Raw genomic sequence first — 24,295 nt, 5'->3', positions numbered from 1 at the left:
CTATGGAGTATCGGGATTGGCAAATCCTTCACATGCTGTATCAGGAACAAAATATTACGAAGACAGCTCATGCGTTGTATATCTCTCAGCCAGCTCTCACCAAACGCCTGCGTCAGATTGAAAAAGAGTTCGACGTCCAGATCGTGCAACGGGGCCCAAGAGGTGTTCAATTTACACCAGAGGGGGAGTATTTGGCCAGATGTGCGGATGAAATGCTGCTTCGCCTGCGCAAAATCAAGGAACATGTCGCCAACATGAAAGAAACCGTAACGGGTACGCTACGTCTTGGTGTCTCCAACTACTTTGCCAGGTACCAGCTTCCGCGCCTGTTGAAGCTTTTTTCACAGGAGTATCCTGGTGTGGAGTTAAAAGTGCTAACAGGCTTTAGCAAAGAGGTTTACAAGTCCGTGTACAACCAGGATGTGCATGTCGGCTTCGTACGCGGGGACTACAAATGGGCAGATCGAAAGCTGCTGCTGTTCGAGGAGAGCATCTGCGTGGTCTCTAAAGATGCAGTCGAACTGCAGGAGCTCCCCAATCTGCCGCGGATCGATTACGAGACCGATCCGCTATTTCTGGCGTTGTTGGAAAATCGGTGGACGGGTCACTATGCACAGCCTCCCATGGTCGGGATGGAGGTCGACAAGGCGGATACGTGTACCGAAATGGTGGCAAACGGCTTGGGCTATGCGATTCTGCCGCGCTTTGTGCTGAAAGGAAAGGAGCATCTCTTTACCCAAGCGCTGACCGACGAACACGGGAAGACGATTGAACAGTCCGCTGCCTTGGTTGCTCGGTGCTTTGGTCACCACGGTGATCAGCATTTTTCTTGGCGTAAAAAACTTGTGGATTCCCCGATCCTTTCGAAATATCGGATTGGTCGTGATCGGCATATCGCTTGGCTTGCACATGACGACTGAAATCTGGCAGGCTATGACAGGTCATCTCGGTTTGATGCTGATTACGACGTGTATGACTGTGTTGATTGGCTTGGGAAATGCCTGGCTGCTCCATAAGGTAGGAAAGGTCGATGGCATCACGGCTGTATTCAGCAACATTCCCGGTGGCTTGTCGGAGATGGTAGCAGTCGGGCAGTCGGTGGGAGGAAATCAACAGATCATTACCATTTTTCACTCGATCCGCGCTGTCGCCGTGGTGCTATGTGTGCCGTTCATCGTGACCTGGCTGTCCCATGCTTCTGAGACCGCTACACTGACTCCCGGCATGGGGCAGGGTGATTGGGGCACAGATTTTGATCGGAATTAGCGTTGGCTTGGGCTTCCGCAGAGAGGATATCAGAAATCATCGCAGATATTTCCTGCTTGGCCTGATGCAAGCAATGCTTCTGATCCTATTGGTAATCCTGCTGGCCTTCACCATGAGCTATCTGACTGAGACCAGCATGGCGACCAACCTGTTGGCTGTCGCTCCTGAAGGAATCGCGGAGATGAGCCTTACTGCGATGACGATAGGAGCAGATCCGTTATTGGTGTCCGCTTTTCAATTGTTCCGTGTGCTGTTCGTTCTTACTCTGTTTTCGTTGGGAGTACGCACGTGGTTGAAGCGCCATCCGGAAGTGATGGAAGCAGCCAATTCGTTAAACAGCGTAGCCCAAATCAAAACCTGCGTTTTCCATTCGTGGACGACGCAGGTTTTTTTTAAACCTTCACGTTTTTGACACAGAGGAAAAGAATAACAATCGCCTAGCCAATAGGTTTACGGAAAAACTTTTGACAAATTTCTAATAAAAAATTGAACAAAGCATGAACAAAAAGTGAATTTTATGTTACAATCAAAGCAACAAATAAGGAAGCGCTATCTTACTACGGATGATAAGGGGTTATGCAACATGAATAATCAAGATCATAAAGCTGCGAATACATTAAAATGGATGGCTTGGACTGCAACAATCGTCGGTATGCTTTTGCTGGTGTTCAATGTAAGCGATCTCAGATCGGAAAATTTCCCGCTGATGGTTTCGATCGGATGCCTGATTGCTGGTATGAACATTTTCCTGTTGAGCGCTGTGTTCCGCCTCATGACCCTGAAGGCACAGTAAATGAACAGTATAGAAGGGATCTCTCGCCACCTTTAGAAGGGGCGATTTTCTTTTTTCGTCAAGTATTCCAATCCCGAGCTCGTCAGCTTGATCCCTGTCCTCCCCCGCGAAGTGAGAATGAAGCCACGCGCTTCCAAAGCTTTCAACCTCGTGCGCAGCTGTTGTTCGGACAGATCCTTTTTCCACGCTTGCGTTTTTTCTGCGATTTTTTTTCTCCCTATCGATTCACCCAGTTGGTTGTTCGTAAAAATCGTTTCCAGGATAAAAAGAAATTCCTCTGTATCGCTCGGCAGCTCCTCCAATGTCTCACGGCTGAGAGCGTTGGCAGCAGTGGGCTGAAAAAAGCTTTCGCTGGGTAGATCATCCAACGTGATGCTCGACTCGTCGCACACCGCCAGCATGTAATCGATGATATTTTTCAGCTCTCGCACGTTGCCATTCCATTGATATCGAATCAGATGCTCCATCACTTCAGGCATGATCTGCATGTGGCTTCTCCCGCTTTGGCGAAGAAACACCTTTACCAGATGCGGAATATCCGCTTTGCGATTGCGCAGCTCAGGCAGATGGATAAACAAGATTTTGAGGCGATGGTAGAGGTCGGCACGATAGGTGCCTTGTTCAATCATGTGCAGCAGATTTTTATTGGTGGCCGCGATAATGCGCACATCGATGGGGATGATTTTGTTGCCGCCGATGCGCATGATCTCCTTTTCTTGCAGGACGCGCAATAGCCGGGCTTGAAGCTTCAAGCTGATATCTCCGATTTCATCCAGGAATAGCGTACCTCCGTTTGCCTGCTCGAACAGTCCGACCTTTCCTCCTTTTTTTGCCCCTGTAAATGCTCCTTCTTCATAGCCGAACAATTCGCTTTCAACGAGATCATCCGGCAGTGCGCTAAAGTTTACTGCCAAAAAAGGGCCGTCCTGACGCAGGGATTCATTGTGAATGGCGCTCGCAAACAGCTCTTTTCCGGTACCGCTCTCTCCCTCAATCAGCACAGTCAAATTGGTCTTGGCGATCTTGGCAGCAATCTGCTTGCATTTTTGAATGCTGGAGCTGACTCCCTGTATATCCTGAAAGGTGTATTTAGCAATGTAGCCTTTTTTTACAAGCTCCCGACGAATTGTTTTTTCAACTTCAATGGTTTCGTGAGCATTTTTGAAGGTGGCCACGATGGCCCCTTCTGTTTCCAGGTAAAATCGGTGAACGATGACATCGGTTTGAAAGATGGAGAACCAGCCCCACTCCTCCCGTGAATCATCGAGAATGAACCCGATCAACTCCGGATTGCGGAAAATGTCCTGCAGATTTCGTCCGATGGCTTTAGTCGAATGCATCCCCAGCATATGGGCTAAATTTTCATTGAAAACAGTGATGACGCCTTTGTTGTTCACCGCCAATATCCCGTCGTTTACGCCGTCCAGCACCTGCTTGAGGTGCTTGTTGAGCCTGTCGGATTCCTTGGTGGTCTTGGATAGCTTCTGGCTGAGGTCGATGATTTTGCGTATGTATTTCTCGGAGACAATGTCCCCCTTTTTTTCCATGAGATGGAGATGCTGCAAGATCGTCATGAGCGTCGTAATATCGATCAGCCTGGGGCCGATATTGACCACCTCCTGGATGAATGGGGGAACCAGATTGATTTCACCGGGAGTAATGGCAATCTTCACCTCGGCGTAGTTTTTCTTGCCGGGATAGAAAGGGTGGTAGCGAATGTGGTTAATCCCCATCTGGAGCAGAGTTTCAATCGATTCATAGACCGTTTCCGGAGCGTCATTTACATATAGTGCATCGGTATTCTCGGGGAGAAAGAGAAGCTTGTCGATATGCTCAAAATTCACCGTTCGCTTGGCGACGACCACTTTGCAGCCGCTACCGATATAGGGGGCGGTTTCTTCTTCGATGATGGAAGTAGAGAGAATGATGAGCTGATTGGAAAAAACGTGCGGAATTCCTTCTTCGATCGAAAAATGATGAATGCGGACAAAATCGCCAATGACTTCCTGCAGCTGGTTGACCAATGTTTTTCTTGTTTCCGTCGTTCCTGTTAATAAAATCAGCTCTTTTGTGTACAAGAGCGCATCTCCTTTGCGGAACAGAATGGGTTTTAAATGGTTGTTAATGGGTGTTTATAAATCGATTTTTTCAACCATTATAGTCGAGAAAAATCAAATATGTCCAGAAAAGAGTGAAAATTATAAATAAACAGGCGGGTTGGGGGCGTTTTGAATATTGGCACAGTCCTTGCTAAAAAGGTCGATGACAGCCATTCATTTTTAGGAGGGGGAAATTTCATGAAAAAAAGCAGACATCTACGTATCGGCTTAAGCTGTGTTCTGGCAGCAGGATTATTGGCGGCGTGCTCTCAAACGGCTGAAAAACCACAGGAGCAGCCCGCAGGCAATACTGCTGCACCACAACAGAGCAGCCCGGCACCGGCGACTACACAGACAGAGAAAAAAGAAGAGCCCAAGGTCGTCACACTTGCGATGGAGGCCGAGCCGATCTCGATGGACCCGCAGAATGTCACCGATGGCAACTCCATTTCTGTCCAGAGCACGATGTTTGAAGGACTGATGACCTTCAACGACAAAATGGAGCCGATTCCTCAATTGGCGACTGAGTACGCCTTCAACGAGGATGCGACAGAAATCACCTTTACCTTGCGCGAGGGCGTCACCTTCCACGATGGTTCTCCGTTCAACGCGGAAGTCGTGAAAGCCAACCTCGACTTTGTTCTGGATGAAAAGAACGGCATGGCACGCAGAAACTTCTTCTCGTTTATCAAGGAAGTGGTAGTCAAAGACCCGACACATGTGACCATCGTGGCGACTTCGCCGAATTCCACCATGCTCTCCTATCTGGCACACCCTGCCTCTTCGATGAAGTCGATGGAGGCAATAAAAAAGAAACAGGCTGACGCCAGCTTCAATCTGGACCGCAATCCGGTGGGAACAGGCCCGTACCAGTTCGGCGAGTGGAAAGACAACCAGCATGTGAAGCTCGTTCCTTATGAGAACTATTGGAACAAAGATGCCAAAGCAAAGGTGGAAGCCATTGTCTATAAGCCTGTGACCGAAGCGAGTACGCGGATCAACATGCTGAAGGCAGGCGAAACCGACATTATCTCCAAGCTGCCGACTCTGAATGCCAAGGAAATTGCATCGGACAGCAATTATAACGTATTTACGGCTCCATCCCTGAACGTGTACTACGTCGGGATCAACATGAAAGACAAGAAGTACGCGGATAAGCGTGTCAGACAAGCCATGAACCATGCGATCAACAAGGATGATCTGATTGCAGGGGTACTTGACGGCTACGGTCAAGTGGCGGACTCTCCAATCGCCCCGAATACGTATGGCTACGCGCAGCAAAAGGTGTATGAATACAATCCTGATCAGGCGAAAAAGCTGCTTGCTGAAGCAGGAGTGAAAGACGGATTCGAAGCGACGCTGTGGACGCGCAATTCCAGTGAGTTTATCGCCATTGCCGAAAATGTGGCGATGCAGCTCGACAAAGTAGGAATCAAAGCGAAGGTACAGGCTTTCGAGAGCGGTACACTGTTTGACATGCTGGACAACAACAAGGGTACGGATCTGTGGATCGGTCGTTGGTCGCCTGGTACGGGGGAAGTGGATTACGGCATTCGCCCCAACTTCCATACGAAAAGCTTCGGCCCGGCCAACAACAACTCAGGCTTTTACAGCAATCCGCAGGTAGACCAGCTTCTGGATGAAGCGATCACGATCGCCAATAAAGACGAAGCGATGAAGAAATACGCAGAAGTGCAAAGGATCATCGTGGAGGATGCGCCTTGGGTGTTCCTGCATGTGCCGGACAATGTCGTAGCGAAGGCAAGCAGCGTCACGAGTGTCACAGTCCTGCCTAGCGATACAGTCGTCGTAGACAACGTAGAAAAGAAATAGAGCAAAACGTGCTGTGGACGCAGTCCTCAATGAAAGTTGGGGACTGCATGCTCCACGCTTCCATGAAGAGGTGAGCATCATGTTTTCCTTTATCGTAAGACGAACAGTCGGAATAGTGCCGATGCTGGTGATGGTCTCGATCCTATCGTTTCTGTTTGTTCATCTGACCCCCGGCGATCCGATCCGAATTCTTTATGGCAATGAAATCGATGCGTCAACCTATGAAATGCTCAAGGAAAAAGAGGGATTCAACGATCCGCTCTATGAACAGTATGTACGCTACGTCAGCAACATCGTGCTGGATGGTGATTTCGGCACCTCCTACCGGACGAAAGCGAATGTTTCCGATGAGATTTTGCGCCGCTTCAATTACACGCTGATCCTGACGTTCGCCAGCATGCTGTGGGCGGTTGTCATCGGGCTATTCGTCGGAATTATTTCGGCAGTCAAAAGAAACTCCTGGCTGGATCGACTCGGGATGGTTTCCGCCATCACCGCGCTGTCCATTCCAGAATTCTGGTTTGGCCTCATGCTCATGCAGATTTTTGCGGTGCAGCTGGGATGGTTTCCCACGAGCGGGAGCGGAAGCATCGGTCATCTGATCCTGCCCTCACTCACGCTTGGACTCGGCGTTGCCGCAATTATTGCCCGGTTTACGAGATCGAGTATTTTGGAAGTGCTGCGTGAAGATTATGTCCGGACCGCACGTGCAAAGGGACAAAAGGAGTGGACCATCGTATTGACGCATGTTCTGCGAAGCGCATTGATTCCGGTGGTGACCATGACAGGCTTGCAATTTGGCTTTTTGCTTGGCGGAGCAGTCGTAGTGGAACAGGTTTTTGCGTGGCCTGGCCTGGGTTCCTATCTGATCGACTCCATTTTGACGCGCGATTATCCTGTCATCCAGGCGCTGATTTTGCTCTTCTCAGTTCAGTTCCTGGTGGTCAACCTGATTGTGGATATTAGCTACGGTTTGTTAAATCCTCAAATACGTTACGAATAGCAAGGAGAGTCCTTATGCAGACCAATGAACGCAAACCGCCATCTCCTTTTCGAACGTTTCTCGGCAAGTTTCGCAAGCAACGAGTCGCTTTGATCTCTCTTGGTGCCGTTATGGCCATCATTGTCGTCGGCCTGTTGGCTCCTTGGCTGGCACCTTTTGACCCGCACCGTCCTGTCACGGATCAATATCAGGCAAAGGGAATCGAAGTCAATCAAATCACCAGTGTGAGTGTGCCGCTTGTGCTGTGGATGAGTGATGGCAGCAAAAAGACGGGGGAAGATGTAACCAATCTCACCTTGCAAAGCGAAAATCGTCAAATTGCGGCTGCACGAAAAACGGGAGATGGAGTGTTAGTCAATGCCAGTGGAGATGGCTCCACATCGATCCTGATCGCAACTGGCGAGTTAGCCTCGCGTTTCAAAGTGGTCGTGTCCAGTCAGGATGACGGACAGGTATATGTGTCACGGTTGTTCGCCAAAACCCCGCAGTATTCCCTGAAGTTGGGGGAGAGCGCCCAAGTGGAGGTTGCCGCGGTTTTGACGAATGGCAATGAAGTGACAGGACTTGCGGACATCCTGGCATTTACGGAGAAAAACAAGGCTGTCGAAGTATCCAAACCGGTTGCGAACGATGGCTTTTCCAATAGCAGCTCTTCGACGCAGGGAGGGGCTGGGCAGATGAGCGGGCTGGTATTCCAGTCCTCCGATTCCAGCGTTGTGGAAGTGACCCCGGAGGGAATGATCGAGGCAGTCGGGGAGGGGATCGGGACGGTCAGGATGTCCGTGGACGGCGTTTCTACCGTAATTCCGATTGCGGTGAATCAACCACTCGCCGCTCCGATACCTGTCAGCGTGGAGCCGGATGAGCTGCAAATCGAGCTGATCAATGCTTACAAGCACCAGCCTCCATCCAGCTTGCACTGGTTTGGTACCGATCATCAGAATCGCGATATTCTTTCGCGTGTTCTCCTGGGTACGCGAGAGACGATGCTGATCGGCTTTGTTTCGGTAGCGATTGGTGCCGTGATCGGTACAATATTGGGACTGGTCGCCGGCTATTACGGCAGATGGATAGACGGCTGGATCACCCGGTTCACTGACGTCCTGCTGGCTTTCCCGGGGATCTTGCTGGCGATCGCTGTCATTGCTTTGCTCGGACCGGGTGTGACCAACATTATTTTTGCGGTAGCGGTCTTTACGGTCCCGATCTTTATCCGCATCGTTCGGGGAAGCGCGATGGCATTAAAGGAAATGACCTATGTCGAGGCGGCAAAATCGATCGGTGTGCGCGACTCCGTCATCATCATGCGCCATATCTTCCCGGGCACGATGTCAGTCGTCATGGTGTATCTGACCATGCGCATCGGTACGGCCATCTTGATCGGAGCCTCACTGAGCTTCCTCGGTTTGGGCGGCGACATCACGGCTCCCGAATGGGGGGCGATGCTGAGTGCGGCGAAGGACAACAGTCGAAACCTGTTTCACCCCACCTTTTTTCCGGGACTTGCGATCGTCATCACGGTGCTTAGCTTCAACCTGCTGGGCGACGGTCTGAGGGACGCGCTAGATCCGAAAATGAAGGAGTGAGCGAGCGTGCAGGAAATGATGCTGGAAGTAAAAGGGCTAACCGTTCAATTTCGCAATGAGGATAAAGAATATAGCGTCGTGAAAGGCATTTCCTTTCATGTGAAAAAAGGGGAGACGCTAGGGCTGGTCGGGGAATCAGGCTGCGGCAAAAGCGTGACCTCGCTGTCGATCATGAGACTCATCCCGACTCCTCCCGGAAAAATCGTATCGGGTGAAATTCGCTACAAAGGCGTGGATTTGCTCTCTCTCAAGGAAAAGGAAATGAACAAGATTCGCGGCAATGAAATCTCTATGATTTTTCAGGAACCGATGACGTCGCTCACACCAGTCTTTACGATTGGCCGCCAACTGGATGAAGTGATTCTGCTTCATACGGACTTGACCAAGAAACAAGCCAAGGAGCGCTCTATCGAAATGCTCAAGCTGGTGGGGATCTCGCGTGCCGAGCAGATTTATGCCAGTTATCCACACGAACTCTCGGGTGGTATGCGTCAGCGGGTGATGATCGCCATCGGCCTTGCGTGTCATCCGCAGATGCTCATCGCGGATGAACCGACGACAGCGCTGGATGTGACGATCCAGGCGCAGATCCTGGACCTCATGCGGGAGCTGAAAGAAAAAACGCAGACCGCGATCTTGCTGGTCACCCATGATCTGGGAGTCGTAGCGGAGATGTGCGACAGAGTCATCGTCATGTATGCGGGGGAGATTGTCGAGGAAGCAGATGTGGATACGCTTTTTCACAATCCCAAGCATCCGTATACGCGCGGTCTGCTCGAATCCATCCCCAATCTGGAGGAGAAAAAAAGACGCCTCTTTTCCATTGCAGGACAGGTCCCTACACCGGATACCGTCATCCCGGGCTGCCGATTCCGCGACAGATGTCCGGACGCCATCGCACGCTGCGAGCAAGAACATCCCGAGCTGCTAGAGCTGGAGCAAAGCCATACATGCCGCTGCTGGCTGTATGCCGAGTAATGGAGGACGAACATGACGGAATCGCTATTGGAAGTACATAACCTCAAGGTGCACTTCCCCGTGAAAAAGGGAATTTTTCAACGGACCCAGGGCTTTGTCAGAGCCGTAGATGACGTTTCCTTTGAGATCACCAGAGGAGAAACGTTTGGGCTTGTAGGCGAGTCCGGCTGCGGAAAATCGACGACCGGCAGGGCTGTGCTGAATCTGATCAAGCCTACTTCCGGACAGGTGTGGTTTGGTCGCGAGGATTTGGCAACCATCTCTCCGCCGCAGATGAGGGAGAAGCGCAAGGATATGCAGATGGTCTTTCAGGACCCGTATGCTTCCTTGAATCCTCGTTTCACGATCGAGCAAATCTTGGAAGAGCCATTGAAAGCCCATCAGATTGGAGATTCTGGACAAAGGCAGCGAATGATTGCGGACATGATGGACGTGTGCGGGTTGAACCGTTCCTATTTGAAAAGGTATGCGCATGAATTTTCCGGTGGCCAGAGGCAGCGCATTTGCATTGCCCGAGCATTGATCCTCAAGCCGCAGCTCATCGTTGCTGACGAACCCGTTTCAGCGCTGGATGTGTCGATCCAGTCCCAAATTTTGAATTTGCTGCAAGATATTCAGGAAGAGTTCGGGCTTACCTATTTGTTTATTTCTCACGACCTGGCTGTAGTGAAGCATTTGTGCAATCGCTTGGGAGTCATGTATCTGGGTCGCATGGCAGAGCTGGGAACAGCGGAAAAAATTTACGCCAAGCCTTTGCATCCGTATACACAGTCGCTTTTGTCTGCTATCCCTGCTGCCGATCCTCGCAGAAAAAAGGAGCGGATTCTGTTGCGCGGTGAAGTGCCTTCGCCGTCCAATCCACCTGCGGGCTGCGCGTTTGTGACCAGGTGTCCCAAAGCAGAAGCGATCTGCAAAGAAGTGAGGCCGACCATGATTCAGCTTGAAGAGGATCACGGGGTAGCGTGTCATCTCTACACCTAAGGAGAGGAACTCAATATGGAAGAAACATTGGTCGTCATAAAACGCGGAAATCATATCGAAAGTGAACATACAGGCAGCATCGCAGTTGTCGATTGGCAGGGAAATCTTCTGTACCGTGTCGGAGACGTCTCACGAATGACGTATACCCGCTCTGCGCTAAAACCGATTCAGACGATTCCGCTCGTTCAATCGGGGGCGGCGGACCGCTTTCTCATGAATGACAAGGAGATTGCCATCTGCTGTGGCTCGCACAACGGTGAAGAACAGCACACGCAGGTCGTAAACTCTATGCTGTTTCGCATCGGGCTGCAGGAGGAGCATCTCCAGTGCGGCGCTCATCCGCCGTACAGTCAGGAGCGTTATCTGGAACTCGTACAAAAACAGATCAAGCCGAGCCCGATTCACAACAATTGCTCAGGCAAGCATACCGGGATGCTGGCGCTCGCGATGCATTTGGAGAGCGATATCGACAGCTATCATCGCATGGAGCATCCTGTACAGCAAAAGGTGCTGGAGAGCTTGCTGGAGCTGGCAGAGCTGCCAGAGGAGCAGGTGATCACGGGAATCGATGGATGTGGCGTACCGAACTTCGGCATTCCTTTATCCAAGCTGGCGTATGTGTTTGCGAGGCTGGCCCACCCTGAGGAGATCCAGCCGCCTTCGTTGAAACAGGCTATCAAGCGTATCACCCAGGCTATGGTGCAATATCCGGAAATGGTCAGTGGAGCCAACGAGTTCTGCACAGAAGCGATGCAGATCACGAAGGGGCGAGTACTGGCAAAAGGCGGTGCAGAGGGGGTCTATTGCCTGGGACTCATGGAGAAGGGAATCGGTATTGCCATTAAAGTAACAGACGGAAATTGGCGATCTGCCTACCCCGCAGCTGTCGAAGTGCTCAAACAGATGGGTGAGCTTGCACCCCATGAAGAAGTGGCGCTGCAAGCCTTTCATACACCTGTGATTCAAAACAGGAAGGGGGAGCATGTAGGGAAAGTAGAGCCTGTGTTTCAATTAAAAACTGAAGGAAACAGGGGGAATTGATGATGGGTATGGTTTCAAACAAAGGGTTCAAATGGCTGACTGTCATGCTGGCTGCACTGCTGCTTTTTGCTTTCACTGTGCCGGGAGCTTTTGCAGAGGAGGGGGCAGCAACGGCTAAAGGAAGCTTGGTCATCATCGGGGGTGCGAATGAATCGGACAATGCCGAGTTGTACAACCGAATGATCGAATTGGCAGGCGGCAAGGACGATGCGGTTATAGGGATTTTCCCGACGGCGAGCGGTTCGATGAGCTCATCCCATGAAATGAAAAAGGACTTTGAAGATTACGGCGTTCCAGCCGATCAAGTACGCATCATCGAAATTACGGAAAAGAATTACGCAGACAAAGTAAACAATGATGAGGTTGTCGCCCAGATATCCGAATGCACAGCGTTCTTTTTCGTTGGCGGTGATCAGGCGCGCATCACCAAAGCGTTTTACAATCCAGATGGATCAAATACCAAGGCACTGGATGCCGTGTGGGAGATATACAAGGATGGTGGTCTGGTAGCAGGTACTTCAGCTGGGGCGGCCATCATGTCCAATACGATGATCCAAAATGCGACTTCTCTGGAAGCCCTACAGCTGGGCGTCACCTATGACGAATCCAAACCGGGCTTGTGGGTCACAAAAGGTCTCGGATTCTTCGATGGGGGTATTGTCGATCAGCATTTCAGCAAGCGTGGACGCATCGGTCGTCTGGTCGTGGCTCTTGTCCATGAGAAAATCGATTACGGCTTTGGAATCGACGAAAACTCTGCCATGGTCGTCACAGGAAATGATATTCAGGTAATTGGTGAAAGCGGCATGATTCTGGTCGACGCCTCCAAGGCAAAGCTGGACAAGAAGGGTGTCTATACAGGTCTGGTGGTCTCCTACATTGAAAAAGGAGACAAGTACAACTATGTCACGAAGGAGTTTGCACTCGACGAATCCAAAACCTTGATCCCAAAAGGGAAAGAATATTATGAAGGAAACGAACTGAACACGAATATCTTTGGACTGGACGCTGCAAAGAATGCGTTGCTGGATGACCTGGCAGACAATACAGCTGACAAGGCGCAAGGAATGGCCTTTGTCCTCGGCGACAAGAAGGATAAGGGAACGGGCGTAAGCGTGGTGTTCGCCAAAAACAAGGATACAAAAGGGTATTACGATGCTACGGAGTACGCTTCCTCGATCCTGAATGTGAGTATGGAAATCATTCCGATTGAAGTACAGATCAAAGAGAAAAAATAAGTGCACGAATGCAAGCCCCAACTAGCTGGGAATGCGGAACTCATTATCCGCTTCCTGGCTTTTTTGCTGTTTGTTTCCTTTAAGTGAACGGGAATCTGCAGGCAACGCTGGAACCATTTATCAAACGCAGGATAATCGTAACAATATTATGATCAACTCGTGAATTCGAAGTGAACACTTTGTAACAGAAAAACTACGAAATATTGAACGTCGTGAAAAAGCAGTACCAAAACAAGTTTGATTTGATAACATGAGAGTGCGCAAACGAGATGTGTTCACATTGATTAAAAAAGACTTCCAATTAAGTTATGGCTGTTTTTGTCAACGAGGAGGGATTGGGAGAATGAGTGGAGGAAAATGGCTGAGACGACTTCAGTTCGGAGTCTTGGCAACGCTGGCGAGTGTCCTGCTGGCCGGTTGCGGTAGTGATTATGTAGTACTGAACCCCAAAGGTCCAGTAGCGGGGACACAATATGATCTCATCATGATCTCTATTATATTGTGTGCGGTCATTGTCGTACCGGTCATCGCGCTTACTGCTTTTATCGTTTATCGATACCGAGATACGCCTGATAACAAGGCAACCTACAAGCCAAACTGGGATCACAGCACGACACTGGAGATCATCTGGTGGGGGATTCCAATCGTGATTATCGCCATTTTGGGTTACTTTACTGTGCGCGATACTTATGCGTTAAAAGAGTCACCGAATAAAGAAGTGAAGCCCATTACGGTTCAAGTTACTTCATTAGACTGGAAATGGATGTTCACTTATCCTGAACAAAACATCGCGACAGTCAACTACTTGCAGATTCCTGCGGGCGTACCTGTACAGTTCCATCTGTCAGCTGAAGCCCCTATGAACTCCTTCTGGGTGCCTGAGCTTGGCGGTCAGATTTATGCCATGTCCGGGATGACGACAGAGCTGTATCTGCAAGCGGACGAACCGGGTGAATTCCAGGGTCGTGGAGCGAACTTCACCGGTGAAGGCTTTGCTCACATGAATTTCAATGTAAAAGCAACCACGCAAGAAGAATTTGACCAATGGGTAAAAGAGGTTAAGGGTACCACGCCGGCCATGACCAAGGAAGATTATGAACAGTTGAAAAAGCCTGGTTTGACGGAAGTTGCGACCTACTCATCCTTCCCAGAAGGTTTGTTTGAAGAAATCGTTGCGAAATACGGTCACGGACATCCGGTGGATGCGAGTGAGATCAGAACGTATGGCGATAAAAAGGATGAAACATCGGCTCCTCAGATGCCAAATATGAATATGACACCTGGGATGAATCACTAGGAGAAAGGGAGGAGGAATACCTGATGTGGGAGAGCTTTTTGGAGTTTTGTTCCTGGTTCTTTGTTACGGGCGATCCGCTGATCTACGGTGCGATGGTCTCCATTGCCCTGACCATGGTCGCAATCGTCTTCGTCTTAACCAAATATAAAAAATGGGGCTGGCTGTGGCGCGAATGGCTGACTACAGTCGACCACAAAAAGATCGGGATTATGTACCTGATCGCATCCCTCCTGATGTTGTTCCGCGGTGGGGTGGACGCGATCTTGATGCGTGTCCAGCTGGCGTTCCCGAATCTGGAGTTCTTGCACTCCGATCACTATAACGCGATCTTTACGACACACGGTACGATCATGATCTTGTTCATGGCGATGCCGATGATGTTCGGTTTGTTCAATATGGTCGTTCCCCTTCAGCTCGGGGCGCGAGATGTCGCTTTCCCTTTCCTGAACGCCGTCAGCTTCTGGCTGTTCATGTTTGGTGCGATGCTGTTCAACCTTTCATTCGTCATCGGGGGTTCCCCGGACGCAGGTTGGCTGTCGTATCCACCGCTTTCACAAAATGAATTCAGCCCTGGTCCAGGTCAGAACTTCTGGATTTGGGGGATACAGATCTCCGGTATCGGTAGCTTGGCTACGGGGATCAACTTTATCGTCACCATTTTGAAAATGCGTGCACCTGGCATGAAATTGATGAAAATGCCAATGTTCAGCTGGTCCGTATTTTCCAGCTGTATCATGATCATTCTCGCTTTCCCAATCTTGACTGTTACGATCGCATTGCTTTATCTTGACCGTTTTGCCGGCGCTCACTTCTTCACGATGGATGGCGGCGGTAACCCGATGATGTACCTCAACCTGATCTGGATGTGGGGTCACCCTGAGGTTTACATCGTAGTTGTACCAGCGTTTGGTATCTTCTCCGAGGTTGTAGCGACCTTTGCGAAGAAAAAGCTGTTTGGCTACAAGTCCATGGTCGCAGCCGTTATGGGGATCGCTATCTTGTCCTTCTTTACCTGGGCTCACCACTTCTTCACAATGGGTACGAGTGCGAGCGTCATTGCGTTCTTTGCAATCACGACGATGCTTATCGCGATACCGACCGGTGTAAAGGTCTTCAACTGGCTGTTTACGATGTATCGAGGCAAGATTTCCTTCAAGCAGCCGATGATGTGGACGATTGCCTTTATCCCGTGCTTCGTCGTAGGGGGGGCTACAGGTGTTATGTTGTCAGTAGCACCTGCTGACTACCAGTACCATAACAGTTACTTCCTGATTGCCCACTTCCACCAAGTTTTGATCGGTGGGGTCGTGTTTGGTTACCTTGCAGGGATATACTATTGGTGGCCAAAACTGTTCGGCTTCAAGCTGGATGAAAAATTGGGCGCATGGGGCTTCTGGCTCTGGAACATCGGTTTCTATGTCTGCTTTATGCCGCAATACGCGCTTGGCTTCATGGGTATGACCCGTCGTTACTACACATATGGCTGGGATTATGGCTGGGAATCGCTCAACCTGGTCTCTACCGTAGGTGCGTTCCTGATGGGGGCAGGTTTTGTCTTCCAAGTATGGCAAATCCTGTACAGCATCAAGCATGGCGAACGAGACACCACAGGCGACCCGTGGAATGGTCGTACGCTGGAATGGTCGATTCCGTCGCCTGCACCGTTCTATAACTTCGCTGTCGTTCCTCAAGTAAAAGAGACCGACGACTTCTGGAGAGTGAAGGAAGAAAAAGCGAACGGAACCTATAAAGAAGAGCCGGTTCACTTGGAGCCGATTCATATGCCGAAAAACTCCGGGCTTCCGTTTATCATGTCTGTCTTCTGGTTTATTGCCGGATTTGGCTTTGTCTGGGAGTGGGTCTGGATGGCTGCGATCGGTATGATCGGCGTGTTTCTCACCATGTGGGCGCGTTCCTTCCAATACGATACCGACTACTACGTACCGGTGGATGAAGTGCGACGCACCGAGGCTTCACTGGGGAGGGTATACTAATGCAACAAGTGGCGAAAAACCATGAGCATGGTCATGCACATGATCACGAGCATGGTCATGAAGAACACGAGCAGTTAAAGGTACTCGGTTTTTGGATCTTCCTGGTGACTGACTGTATTTTATTCGGTACGCTGTTTGCGACCTATGCGGTCATGAACCACAGCTTTGCTGGTGGACCTACGGGTGCGGAACTGTTTGCATTGCCAGGTGTCATCGCCTCCACGTTCATTTTGTTGACCAGCAGCTTTACCAGTGGACTTGCGATTCTGGCGATGAACAAAGGAAAAGTAAAAGAACTGATCGGCTGGCTGATCGTGACGGCTTTGCTCGGTCTCTCCTTCATCTACTTGGAGGTTACCGAGTTCATCCATCTGGTTCATGAAGGTGCGACAATCGCAACGAGTGGATTCTGGTCGGCTTTCTACACGCTCGTAGGTACGCACGGATTGCACGTATCGATTGGTCTGTTCTGGATGCTGGCGATCATCATACAGCTTCGTCGTCGCGGTCTGACTCCTGTGACACGTCGCAAAGTGACCACACTCAGCCTGTATTGGCACTTCCTGGACGTCGTATGGATCTTCCTGTTTACGGTCGTCTACCTGATGGGGGTGATGTAGGATGGCGAACCACGGAAACCACAGCAGTCATGCAGAAAGTCATGGCTCACTCAAGTCGTATGTGATCGGTTTTATCCTGTCGATCGTGCTGACGGTCATTCCGCTCGTACTGGTAATGAACCCGTTGTTCAGCAAGACAGCGACCTATATCACGATCATGATCATGGCAATCCTGCAGTTTGTCGTTCAGCTGTTCTTCTTCATGCATATCCGTGAGGGAGAAAAACCGCGCTGGAACGTGCAGACGCTGATCCTCGGTCTGTTCATCGTACTGACGATCATCGGTGGATCGATCTGGATTATGGCGTTTAACGTGTAAGCGAATCAAAATAGATAGCGAAAAAGAGGCATGACCCAAGCAGATGGTTTGGTGTCATGCCTCTTTTTTTTGAAGAACGCTGTGTCCCCCGGCTTTACTTACGGGGGGAAATACCCTCAGCTGTTCATGCATACATTTCTTCCAAGGAAAAGTGGAACCCTAATGCGAAATAAAGTGCAGCAAGGACTTTTTCTTTTTTTATACAAAGTATATAATAATGTTGTAAAAACGAAGGGAGCGATTTCCATGTACGATATCGTGATTATCGGGGGAGGCCCTGCTGGCGGCAGTGCGGCTTTGTTCGCTGCAAAAGCAGGCAAGAAAACACTGTTGATCGACAACGACAAGAGCATGACCAAACGTGCTTGGATGGAAAATCACTATGGCATTATGGAAATCTCTGGACCAGACTTGGTAGAAACGGGTAAAAAACAAGCTGCAAAGTTCGGTGCTGAAATCGTAACGGCGCAGGTGACCAATGTCTCCAAAGCGGATCAAGGTCTGGTGGTAGAAGTGGAAGGACAAGGATCGTATGAAACCAAGCATGTGATCCTCGCTACTGGTGCAGTTGTGGAGCTGGCTAGCCAGATCGGTGTAACTATCAAGGAAGGTACAGAGCCGCGCATCAAGAACGTAGTAGATGTAGATGCTCAAGGAAAAACCAACATCGAAGGTATCTGGGCCGCTGGTACGTGTGCAGGCGTGAGCGTACATACGATCATCACCTCTGGCGACGGGGCAAAGGTAGCGATCAATGTGATCAGTGAGCTGAACGGAGAGCGCTACGTTGATCACGATGTACTGAAAACCAACTAATTCTGTTTCGAAACGAGATTGACGGAGAAACACTTCCCTGAATCAAGGTTGGGCGATTTGGTGGAAGTGTTTCTTTGTCCTTTGCCTTGCTGCTTCCTGTCAGGCAGCGATGGATAGGGAGGGTATGACGTGAGTGCCAAAGAAAGTAGGGTAAATTTTGTTGTAGCAGGACTCCTGCTCGGCTTGCTGATCGCATCGATGGACAATACCATCGTGGCGACAGCAATGGGGACGATTGTGGGAGAAATGGGTGGCATGGATAAGTTCGTCTGGGTGACCTCTGCGTACATGGTAGCGACGATGGCTGGTATGCCGATCTTCGGGAAGCTGTCTGATATGTATGGACGCAAGCGTTTTTACATATTCGGATTGATCGTCTTCTTATTCGGTTCTATCCTTTGCGGTACTGCCAGCAGTATTGTCGAGTTGAGTATTTACCGTGCCATTCAGGGGATCGGCGGCGGCGCTTTGATGCCCATTGCCTTTACGATCATTTTTGATTTGTTTCCACCGGAAAAGCGCGGGAAAATGACGGGGCTTTTCGGAGCGGTGTTTGGCACGTCCAGTGTTTTCGGACCGCTCTTGGGTGCGTACATCACGGAATACATCAGCTGGCACTGGATCTTTTACATCAATGTGCCGATCGGGATTTTGTCGTTTTGGCTGATCGCTTTCAACTACAGGGAATCGCTGGAGCACCGGAAGCAAAGCATTGACTGGTGGGGGGCGATTACCCTCGTAGGAGCAGTGGTCAGCCTGATGTTCGCCCTGGAGCTGGGAGGCAATCAGTACGCTTGGGATTCCGTGCAGATTCTGGGACTTTTTGCTGCTTTCATCGTCTTGTTCATCGTGTTTATAATGGTGGAGAAAAAAGCTGCGGAACCCATCATTTCATTCGCTATGTTTAAACGGCGTTTGTTTGCCGCTTCCAATTCGGTATCCCTGATGTACGGGGCGGCCTTTATCATCGCGACGGTCTACCTGCCGATTTTTATTCAGGGTGTGTTTGGCGGTACGGCTTCCAATAGCGGGTTGATCCTGATGCCGATGATGCTCGGCTCCGTAGTCGGGAGCCAGATCGGCGGGATGCTGACGACGCGAACCAGCTTCCGCAATATCATGCTGATCTCGGCGGTCTTTTTTATCCCGGGCATCTATCTGCTGGGGACGATCTCGCCGGATATTCCACGCTGGTTATTGACGACCTACATGATCCTAACCGGTTTTGGTGTCGGATTTTCCTTTTCTGTACTGGGGATGGCTGTGATTCACGGCTTTGACATGCGGCAGCGCGGATCGGCGAGTTCGACTGGCTCATTCTTTCGTTCGTTGGGGATGACCTTGGGGATCACGATCTTCGGGATCTTGCAGCGCAACATGTTTGAAAACGAGATGTCGGCTGCATTTGCCGGTCAGGAATCGATGGCAGGGTTGATCCATGATCCGCGTGCCATTCTGGCTCCGGAGGCCCGTGCAGCGATTCCCGAGCCTGTACTGGATACGATCACGGGAATTTTGGCTACCTCGATTGCTAGTACCTTCATGTGGGCGCTGGTACCTGCCGGACTCGCGCTGCTCTTTATCCTGATGATGGGCAAAGACCGTGTACAGGTCATCCGGCCTGCTGTAAACCCCAAGCCGGATGGGGGAATGGCGTAGTTTTGAACGTATTATGAACAATGGTGAATTATCCTCCTTTTGATAGTTTTTCATTTTATAATGATAGAAATTGGACTATCAAGGAGGATATCCTCTCATGCTAAAAACTGCTCTCGGACGATTTCGTGCCGTCAGCCTGATTGAGGGAATCTCGTATTTGCTTCTGCTCGGGATTGCCATGCCACTCAAGTATTTTTTTGATGTTCCGGAAGCAGTGATGATTGCTGGTTCTCTGCACGGCTTACTGTTCGTTCTGTACTGTCTGGCATTGGCACATGTACATTTCAAAAACAAATGGTCCGTTCTCTTTTCGATCGGAGCCTTTATCGCATCCTTGATTCCATTCGGAAATTTCGTGCTGGATACACGACTTCGCAACCAGTCGTAAAGACGGGTTTAGAAAAAAGGGATCGGCTGATCGGACAATGCTTGCAACAAAGACGGGGAGATAACCCGTCTTTTTCTCTGAGAAGGAAAACGAAACTCGGAAAAGAAGGAGAATCGCGGGAATGGAGTTCGTTCTGATCATCATTGGAATCAATATCTTGTATGTCTCGTTTTTTACGTTGCGGATGTTGATGGTGATAAAAGGCTACCGGGTCATGGCTTCCCTTTTGGCTATGGTTGAGGTGTTTGTTTACCTGAAAGGCTTGGGTCTTGTTCTCGATAATCTGGATAATCCGATCAATCTGGCAGCTTACTGTATTGGTTGGGGCATGGGTGTCTTTATTGGCAGCAAGATCGAGGAGAAGCTGGCGCTGGGTTATGTGACGGTGCAGGTGGTCGTCGATTCTCTGGAGATGGATCTGCCAGGAAAGCTGCGTGAGAGTGGCTATGGAGTGACCTCGTGGGTAGCAGAGGGCAGAGACGGTCCTCGCCTGATGATGCAGGTACTGGCGAAAAGAAGCAACGAGAAGAAGCTGTGGAAGCTGATCACGAGTCTCTCGCCCAAGGCATTCATTGTCGCATTTGAGCCGAAGCATCTAAAGGGCGGGTTCTGGGTCAATCGATTGCGCGGTTAAGAAGGTATTACTCAGATCAAACAGGCAGTCTATTCCTTTCTCATCCGGGAGAAAGCGAACGGACTGCCTTGTTTTCATTGGTTGTCCTTTCGTCCTTTGATCGTGACAATCGGCTTGCCGGGTTTGCTGGTGCCAGGAGACGGGGGTTCTGGCACCGGTCGTGAAAACAAATCCGAGAAAGCTCCGTGCAAGCCCAAAGCACCGTAGCGCGCCTTGTAATCATCGATCGTGCCAGCTTGGACGATCTGGCCGTTCATCAAAAAAATGGCACGATCTGAAGCAGCATCAGCAACCTGAAGCTGGTGGGTTGAAAAGATGACCGACTGCCCGGCGTCCTTCAAGCCCTTGACCAGATCGACAAATGCGTCCATCCAGTATGGGTCGAGACCGTTGGTGGGCTCGTCCAGTACGACCAGCGCCGGATTGGCGATGATGGCCTGGGCGAACAGGAGCCGCTGCTGCATGCCTTTGGAGAACTGAGTCACCCGCTTGTTTTTGGCATCCTGAAGCCCCACGGCCCGCAGTGCCTCGTCCACCTTCGCTTGAGGTACACCTCGCAAGGAAGCGTAGAAAGAGAGCGTTTCATTCGCAGTCAATCCGGCAGCAAACTGAAAATGGTCAGGCATATAGCCAATCTGCTCCAGGTATTCGACACGTTGTTCCTTCCAGTTCAATCCATTCAGCTCGATGGTTCCGGAGGTCGGGCGCAAGATCCCGACAATCATCCGCAGAATCGTGCTTTTCCCTGCTCCGTTTCCACCGCAGAGGGCAATCACTTCGCCGGGCTCAATCCGCAGATCGAATGGATGGACAATTTGTTTTTTGTCGATCTTTTTTTCTACCTGCTTCATTACCAATCCGAATTCAGTCATGACTCCTCTTCCTTTCCCAGACAAAGATGGCTGCAAGCATCGTCAGGCTGATCCAGATGAAGCAAAGAGTGACAAAGCCGACAGCTCCGAATGGAGAGTCAAACCAGTTCACCCATTTATAATATTCGGGTCCAAAGATCGATCCTCCGCCGAGCCAGACGACGGAAAAGAGTCGTACAAATTCAGCCGGGTTAAACAGGGTAACGACCTGCAGCACGGGCTTGATCCACGTATACGGCACAAAGCTGAGTACTGAGATCAAAAGCGTCGGCCAGGCCAGGATCAGAAAAAACCAGATGCTGACACCCAGCGTGAGCGCCTGCCAGCGGTTTTTGCTCATGGCACCGATCAGCATGGCAATCCCTAAAAACATCAGGATGATGCAGATCGAAAAGGAAAGAAGGAGCAGGAGCGTTGAAAAGGTAAAGCCTGCGCCTATGATTATCCCGACCAATCCAGACAGTCCGTAGCCAAAGCAGATGATGACGATCAACACCAGTGCCTGGCCGAAATATTTGCCAAGCAAAAAGGAAGTCGTGGTGAGCGAGTAGGTGGAGAGCAACTGCCAGCTGCCTTCCTCCTTTTCCGCTGTGAGGGAAAAGGAGGAGAGCAGTATCGTCATCAATGGCAAGAGATAGAGTACCAGTGTCAGCATGGTTCCGGTGGTATACGTGTAGCCCTCTAGATAGGAGCGGGATTGAATCACCATCAAGGCAAGAGTAAAGAGGGTAAACAGGGCCATGAAGGAGTAGGACCAGGGATTACGAAAGCCCATCTTCAGTTCCCGTCTGGCGATGTGATACATGTGCACGTTCCCCACTTCCTCCGTTAGTTGTGTGTTTTTTGGCTGTCGGTATTACCGTGCATGGAGTTGCTGTCCTGAGTTCCATGCTGCTGACCTTCTCCAGCATGATTGGCATCACCGTGACCATGATTTTGCGTCATGTTTCTTGCCCAGCCGTGGTTAGACAGATCAGCATAGGTCATGAGCGTGCCTTTGCCTTGCTCCTGCACGAATTTCTCAGCTGTCGCCTTGTCCTTAAAGGAGTGAATGCCATAGCCCATCGGAGTCGAGAAGCTGGCATCGTAGACAAAAGAGGCATCCTCGGCTTTCAGCCACTCATCGGTGTTGTAGTCGCGAACAAATTGGGTGTGAACATGCTCTACGCCATTCTGATGTGCCCATTCGTTCATGCATCCGATATCGTCAAATTTCAAGGCACGTCCGTCGTTCAACAGAATCTGTGTCGCATTGTGATCGTTGGCTACCATCATGTGGCAGACATCGCACTTGTCTACGCCTTCCTGAATCGCTACAGGCTGCGCTTCTTCTTTTCCGCAGCCCATGAGCAAAAGTCCCATTCCGAATAAAGAGATGATGGCCATTTTCCACTTTTTCATTTTCTTCTCACTCCTAAATAGATAAATAAAAAGCTGAACATCAGAAGTCCGGCACCCAAAAGCCCTGTCTGGCCAACGGTTGCTTCCTGCTGTCCTTCCAGATCATCCTGGATGACGGGACTCATCAGCGGAGCTGTGTCCCGAATCTGATCGCCTCCGACAGAAAACAGACTCTCCAAAAAGACAAAACCAGGAGATTGGAAGAACAGCTGGTAGGGTGGGACAGCATCCGTCAAAGCGAGAAAAAACGGATTCATTTCGTAGGAAAGATCGCTTCGCTCGTCACCATTGACGTCTAGTGCCTGCAGGTTGTCCCAGTAGTTGCCGTCGAACGAATCCGCTTTGCTGTCCTGAGCCTGAGCCTGAATGACATTGGAGACAAACTGGTTGGACATAAGCTGATTGTCTGCCGTATCCTTTACCTGCATTCCGATAAAGTTGAGGGTCAGCGCGTTGTTTTTAACGGAATTGCCGGTAGATTGCTCAAGGTACAACCCCACGCGATTTCCTTCAATGTGATTTCCCTCCAGAACAGAGTCTGTGACAGAAAAAAGCAGGATACCTTGCGAATTGGGATTGTCCTTCTGTTTCAGAAAACGGTTGTTGGTCACAGTGGCGGTGCTGGTATCCATGAGCATGGCGCCAGTGACATTGCCATTTCCGATGTTGTTCGCAATGCGTGTGGAGGATGTCCCCATCAGGTGAATACCGTAGCGGGATTTTGCCACCTGGTTTTGTTCAATGATGTTTTCTTGGCTGCTTTCCAGATAAATCCCGTCAAAGAGGTTGAGGATCTGGTTGCCGATGATTTGATTCTGGTGGGACCTGCGCAAATCAATGCCGTTTCCCTTTTTGGCTTCCGCTCCAGGCTGTTGAACGGGCTTGGTGAGTTGTTGATGGGCGCTGTGGTCGTGACCGATATCCGCAGCTACCTCGCTTGGGTCCAGGACATGTCCTGTCACGCGAATGTTTCGCAGCTGGTTAAAGCTTGATTCCAGCAGCTGGATGCCCGTGCCCATCGTGTCGATTTGGATCTGCTCGATCACGTTTTGATTGCCGTGAACAACCAGCGTGGCAAGTGGGTTGTTGATGCGGCTGTCCTGCAATTGGAGACCGCTTACCGTCACGTTGTTGCTCTCGATAGTCAACACAGGATCATCTGTGGCAGAACGGATGATGACTTCACCTGATGCTTGCAGCGTGATCGGTTTGGTCACCCGCAACGGTCCGGCATACTCGCCAGCAGGAATGGTGACGGTTTCTCCCGGAGCTGCTTTGTCGATCAGTGCCTGAAGGTCTGCCGGTGCTCCAGCTGCATGGCTGGATAGTGGTAAGACCCATAGACAAAGCCAGATAACACTGGTGAGGATCATGCTATGAGAGGTGACTAGACTTCTCCATCGTCTGTTCAGGGTTCTCCCCCCTTTGATTACTCGATGAGGATAGTTTTATCATAACAGTGAATGAGGATTTTTTT

24 protein-coding genes are annotated in these 24,295 nt (G+C 50.3%); 19 read left to right on the top strand and 5 right to left on the bottom strand.

Annotated elements, in window-relative coordinates:
- Positions 1-2: 2 nt before the first annotated feature.
- The 4 genes from JZI27_RS16820 to JZI27_RS16805 all read left to right on the top strand — a co-directional run bounded on the left by JZI27_RS16820 (position 3) and on the right by JZI27_RS16805 (position 2,059).
- Positions 3-920, top strand: a complete 918-nt coding sequence (locus JZI27_RS16820; RefSeq protein WP_280208367.1) for a LysR family transcriptional regulator — start codon at positions 3-5, stop codon at positions 918-920.
- Entirely contained in the window at positions 814-1,266 is a 453-nt protein-coding gene (locus JZI27_RS16815) for an AbrB family transcriptional regulator (RefSeq protein WP_280208364.1), read from the top strand. Before JZI27_RS16820 ends, JZI27_RS16815 begins: the two co-directional genes overlap by 107 nt.
- On the top strand, positions 1,253-1,678 hold the full coding sequence (locus JZI27_RS16810) for an AbrB family transcriptional regulator (protein ID WP_280208362.1): 426 nt from the start codon (positions 1,253-1,255) through the stop codon (positions 1,676-1,678). The genes JZI27_RS16815 and JZI27_RS16810 overlap by 14 nt, the downstream gene beginning before the upstream one ends.
- Positions 1,679-1,849: 171 nt before the next feature.
- Positions 1,850-2,059, top strand: coding sequence for a hypothetical protein (locus JZI27_RS16805; RefSeq protein ID WP_122911345.1), 210 nt, complete (start codon positions 1,850-1,852; stop codon positions 2,057-2,059).
- A gap of 32 nt (positions 2,060-2,091) precedes the next feature.
- Here the strand turns inward: JZI27_RS16805 and JZI27_RS16800 are convergent, their stop codons facing one another.
- Positions 2,092-4,137 (bottom strand): sigma 54-interacting transcriptional regulator, encoded by a 2,046-nt coding sequence (locus tag JZI27_RS16800; RefSeq protein WP_280208360.1) that lies wholly within the window; start codon positions 4,135-4,137, stop codon positions 2,092-2,094.
- Positions 4,138-4,356: 219 nt separating this feature from the next.
- On the opposite strand from JZI27_RS16800, the gene JZI27_RS16795 reads away from it, so the two are divergent.
- From JZI27_RS16795 to JZI27_RS16725, 15 genes are all read left to right on the top strand, one after another.
- Positions 4,357-5,991, top strand: a complete 1,635-nt coding sequence (locus JZI27_RS16795) for a glutathione ABC transporter substrate-binding protein (RefSeq protein ID WP_280208359.1) — start codon at positions 4,357-4,359, stop codon at positions 5,989-5,991.
- 79 nt (positions 5,992-6,070) lie between these two features.
- Positions 6,071-6,994 (top strand): nickel ABC transporter permease, encoded by a 924-nt coding sequence (nikB, locus tag JZI27_RS16790; protein WP_280208358.1) that lies wholly within the window; start codon positions 6,071-6,073, stop codon positions 6,992-6,994.
- Positions 6,995-7,008: 14 nt separating this feature from the next.
- The gene (locus tag JZI27_RS16785; protein WP_280208357.1) at positions 7,009-8,580 is read left to right on the top strand and encodes an ABC transporter permease; all 1,572 of its coding nucleotides are present in this window, start codon (positions 7,009-7,011) and stop codon (positions 8,578-8,580) included.
- Between the two features lie 15 nt (positions 8,581-8,595).
- Positions 8,596-9,558, top strand: coding sequence for an ABC transporter ATP-binding protein (locus JZI27_RS16780; RefSeq protein ID WP_481752821.1), 963 nt, complete (start codon positions 8,596-8,598; stop codon positions 9,556-9,558).
- A 12-nt stretch (positions 9,559-9,570) separates the two neighbouring features.
- Positions 9,571-10,539: an ABC transporter ATP-binding protein gene (locus JZI27_RS16775; protein WP_122910828.1), complete on the top strand. Its 969-nt coding sequence runs from the start codon at positions 9,571-9,573 to the stop codon at positions 10,537-10,539.
- A gap of 15 nt (positions 10,540-10,554) precedes the next feature.
- Positions 10,555-11,580, top strand: coding sequence for an asparaginase (locus tag JZI27_RS16770; protein ID WP_280208355.1), 1,026 nt, complete (start codon positions 10,555-10,557; stop codon positions 11,578-11,580).
- Positions 11,581-11,582: 2 nt separating this feature from the next.
- Positions 11,583-12,818: a cyanophycinase gene (locus tag JZI27_RS16765; protein ID WP_280208353.1), complete on the top strand. Its 1,236-nt coding sequence runs from the start codon at positions 11,583-11,585 to the stop codon at positions 12,816-12,818.
- A gap of 343 nt (positions 12,819-13,161) precedes the next feature.
- Positions 13,162-14,115, top strand: a complete 954-nt coding sequence (gene cyoA / locus JZI27_RS16760; RefSeq protein ID WP_122910825.1) for a ubiquinol oxidase subunit II — start codon at positions 13,162-13,164, stop codon at positions 14,113-14,115.
- Positions 14,116-14,138: 23 nt separating this feature from the next.
- The gene (locus JZI27_RS16755) at positions 14,139-16,109 is read left to right on the top strand and encodes a cbb3-type cytochrome c oxidase subunit I (protein WP_122910824.1); all 1,971 of its coding nucleotides are present in this window, start codon (positions 14,139-14,141) and stop codon (positions 16,107-16,109) included.
- Entirely contained in the window at positions 16,109-16,729 is a 621-nt protein-coding gene (gene cyoC / locus JZI27_RS16750) for a cytochrome o ubiquinol oxidase subunit III (RefSeq protein ID WP_122910823.1), read from the top strand. The genes JZI27_RS16755 and cyoC overlap by 1 nt, the downstream gene beginning before the upstream one ends.
- Position 16,730: 1 nt before the next feature.
- Positions 16,731-17,048 carry a cytochrome o ubiquinol oxidase subunit IV gene (gene cyoD, locus JZI27_RS16745; protein ID WP_122910822.1) on the top strand — a complete coding sequence of 106 codons (318 nt, stop codon included), beginning with the start codon at positions 16,731-16,733 and terminating at the stop codon, positions 17,046-17,048.
- 246 nt (positions 17,049-17,294) lie between these two features.
- Entirely contained in the window at positions 17,295-17,864 is a 570-nt protein-coding gene (locus JZI27_RS16740) for an FAD-dependent oxidoreductase (RefSeq protein ID WP_122910846.1), read from the top strand.
- Between the two features lie 129 nt (positions 17,865-17,993).
- Positions 17,994-19,523, top strand: a complete 1,530-nt coding sequence (locus tag JZI27_RS16735; protein WP_280208349.1) for an MDR family MFS transporter — start codon at positions 17,994-17,996, stop codon at positions 19,521-19,523.
- A gap of 97 nt (positions 19,524-19,620) precedes the next feature.
- Positions 19,621-19,911 (top strand): DUF3817 domain-containing protein, encoded by a 291-nt coding sequence (locus JZI27_RS16730; RefSeq protein WP_122910820.1) that lies wholly within the window; start codon positions 19,621-19,623, stop codon positions 19,909-19,911.
- A gap of 121 nt (positions 19,912-20,032) precedes the next feature.
- The gene (locus JZI27_RS16725; RefSeq protein WP_122910819.1) at positions 20,033-20,545 is read left to right on the top strand and encodes a DUF2179 domain-containing protein; all 513 of its coding nucleotides are present in this window, start codon (positions 20,033-20,035) and stop codon (positions 20,543-20,545) included.
- 74 nt (positions 20,546-20,619) lie between these two features.
- Here the strand turns inward: JZI27_RS16725 and JZI27_RS16720 are convergent, their stop codons facing one another.
- From JZI27_RS16720 to JZI27_RS16705, 4 genes are read right to left on the bottom strand one after another with little or no spacing between them, the layout of a single operon-like run.
- A complete protein-coding gene (locus tag JZI27_RS16720) occupies positions 20,620-21,417 on the bottom strand; it encodes an ABC transporter ATP-binding protein (protein ID WP_280208346.1) in 798 nt (265 codons plus the stop codon).
- Positions 21,410-22,228, bottom strand: coding sequence for an ABC transporter permease (locus JZI27_RS16715; RefSeq protein WP_251245006.1), 819 nt, complete (start codon positions 22,226-22,228; stop codon positions 21,410-21,412). Before JZI27_RS16715 ends, JZI27_RS16720 begins: the two co-directional genes overlap by 8 nt.
- A gap of 17 nt (positions 22,229-22,245) precedes the next feature.
- On the bottom strand, positions 22,246-22,818 hold the full coding sequence (locus JZI27_RS16710) for a nitrous oxide reductase accessory protein NosL (protein ID WP_122910816.1): 573 nt from the start codon (positions 22,816-22,818) through the stop codon (positions 22,246-22,248).
- Positions 22,815-24,191, bottom strand: a complete 1,377-nt coding sequence (locus tag JZI27_RS16705; RefSeq protein WP_122910815.1) for a right-handed parallel beta-helix repeat-containing protein — start codon at positions 24,189-24,191, stop codon at positions 22,815-22,817. The genes JZI27_RS16710 and JZI27_RS16705 overlap by 4 nt, the downstream gene beginning before the upstream one ends.
- Positions 24,192-24,295: the final 104 nt, after the last annotated feature.

The sequence above is a fragment of the Brevibacillus sp. AY1 genome, assembly GCF_029870785.1.
Taxonomy (GTDB): Bacteria; Bacillota; Bacilli; order Brevibacillales; family Brevibacillaceae; genus Brevibacillus; species Brevibacillus invocatus.
This window is presented reverse-complemented; position numbering and strand designations above follow the sequence as displayed.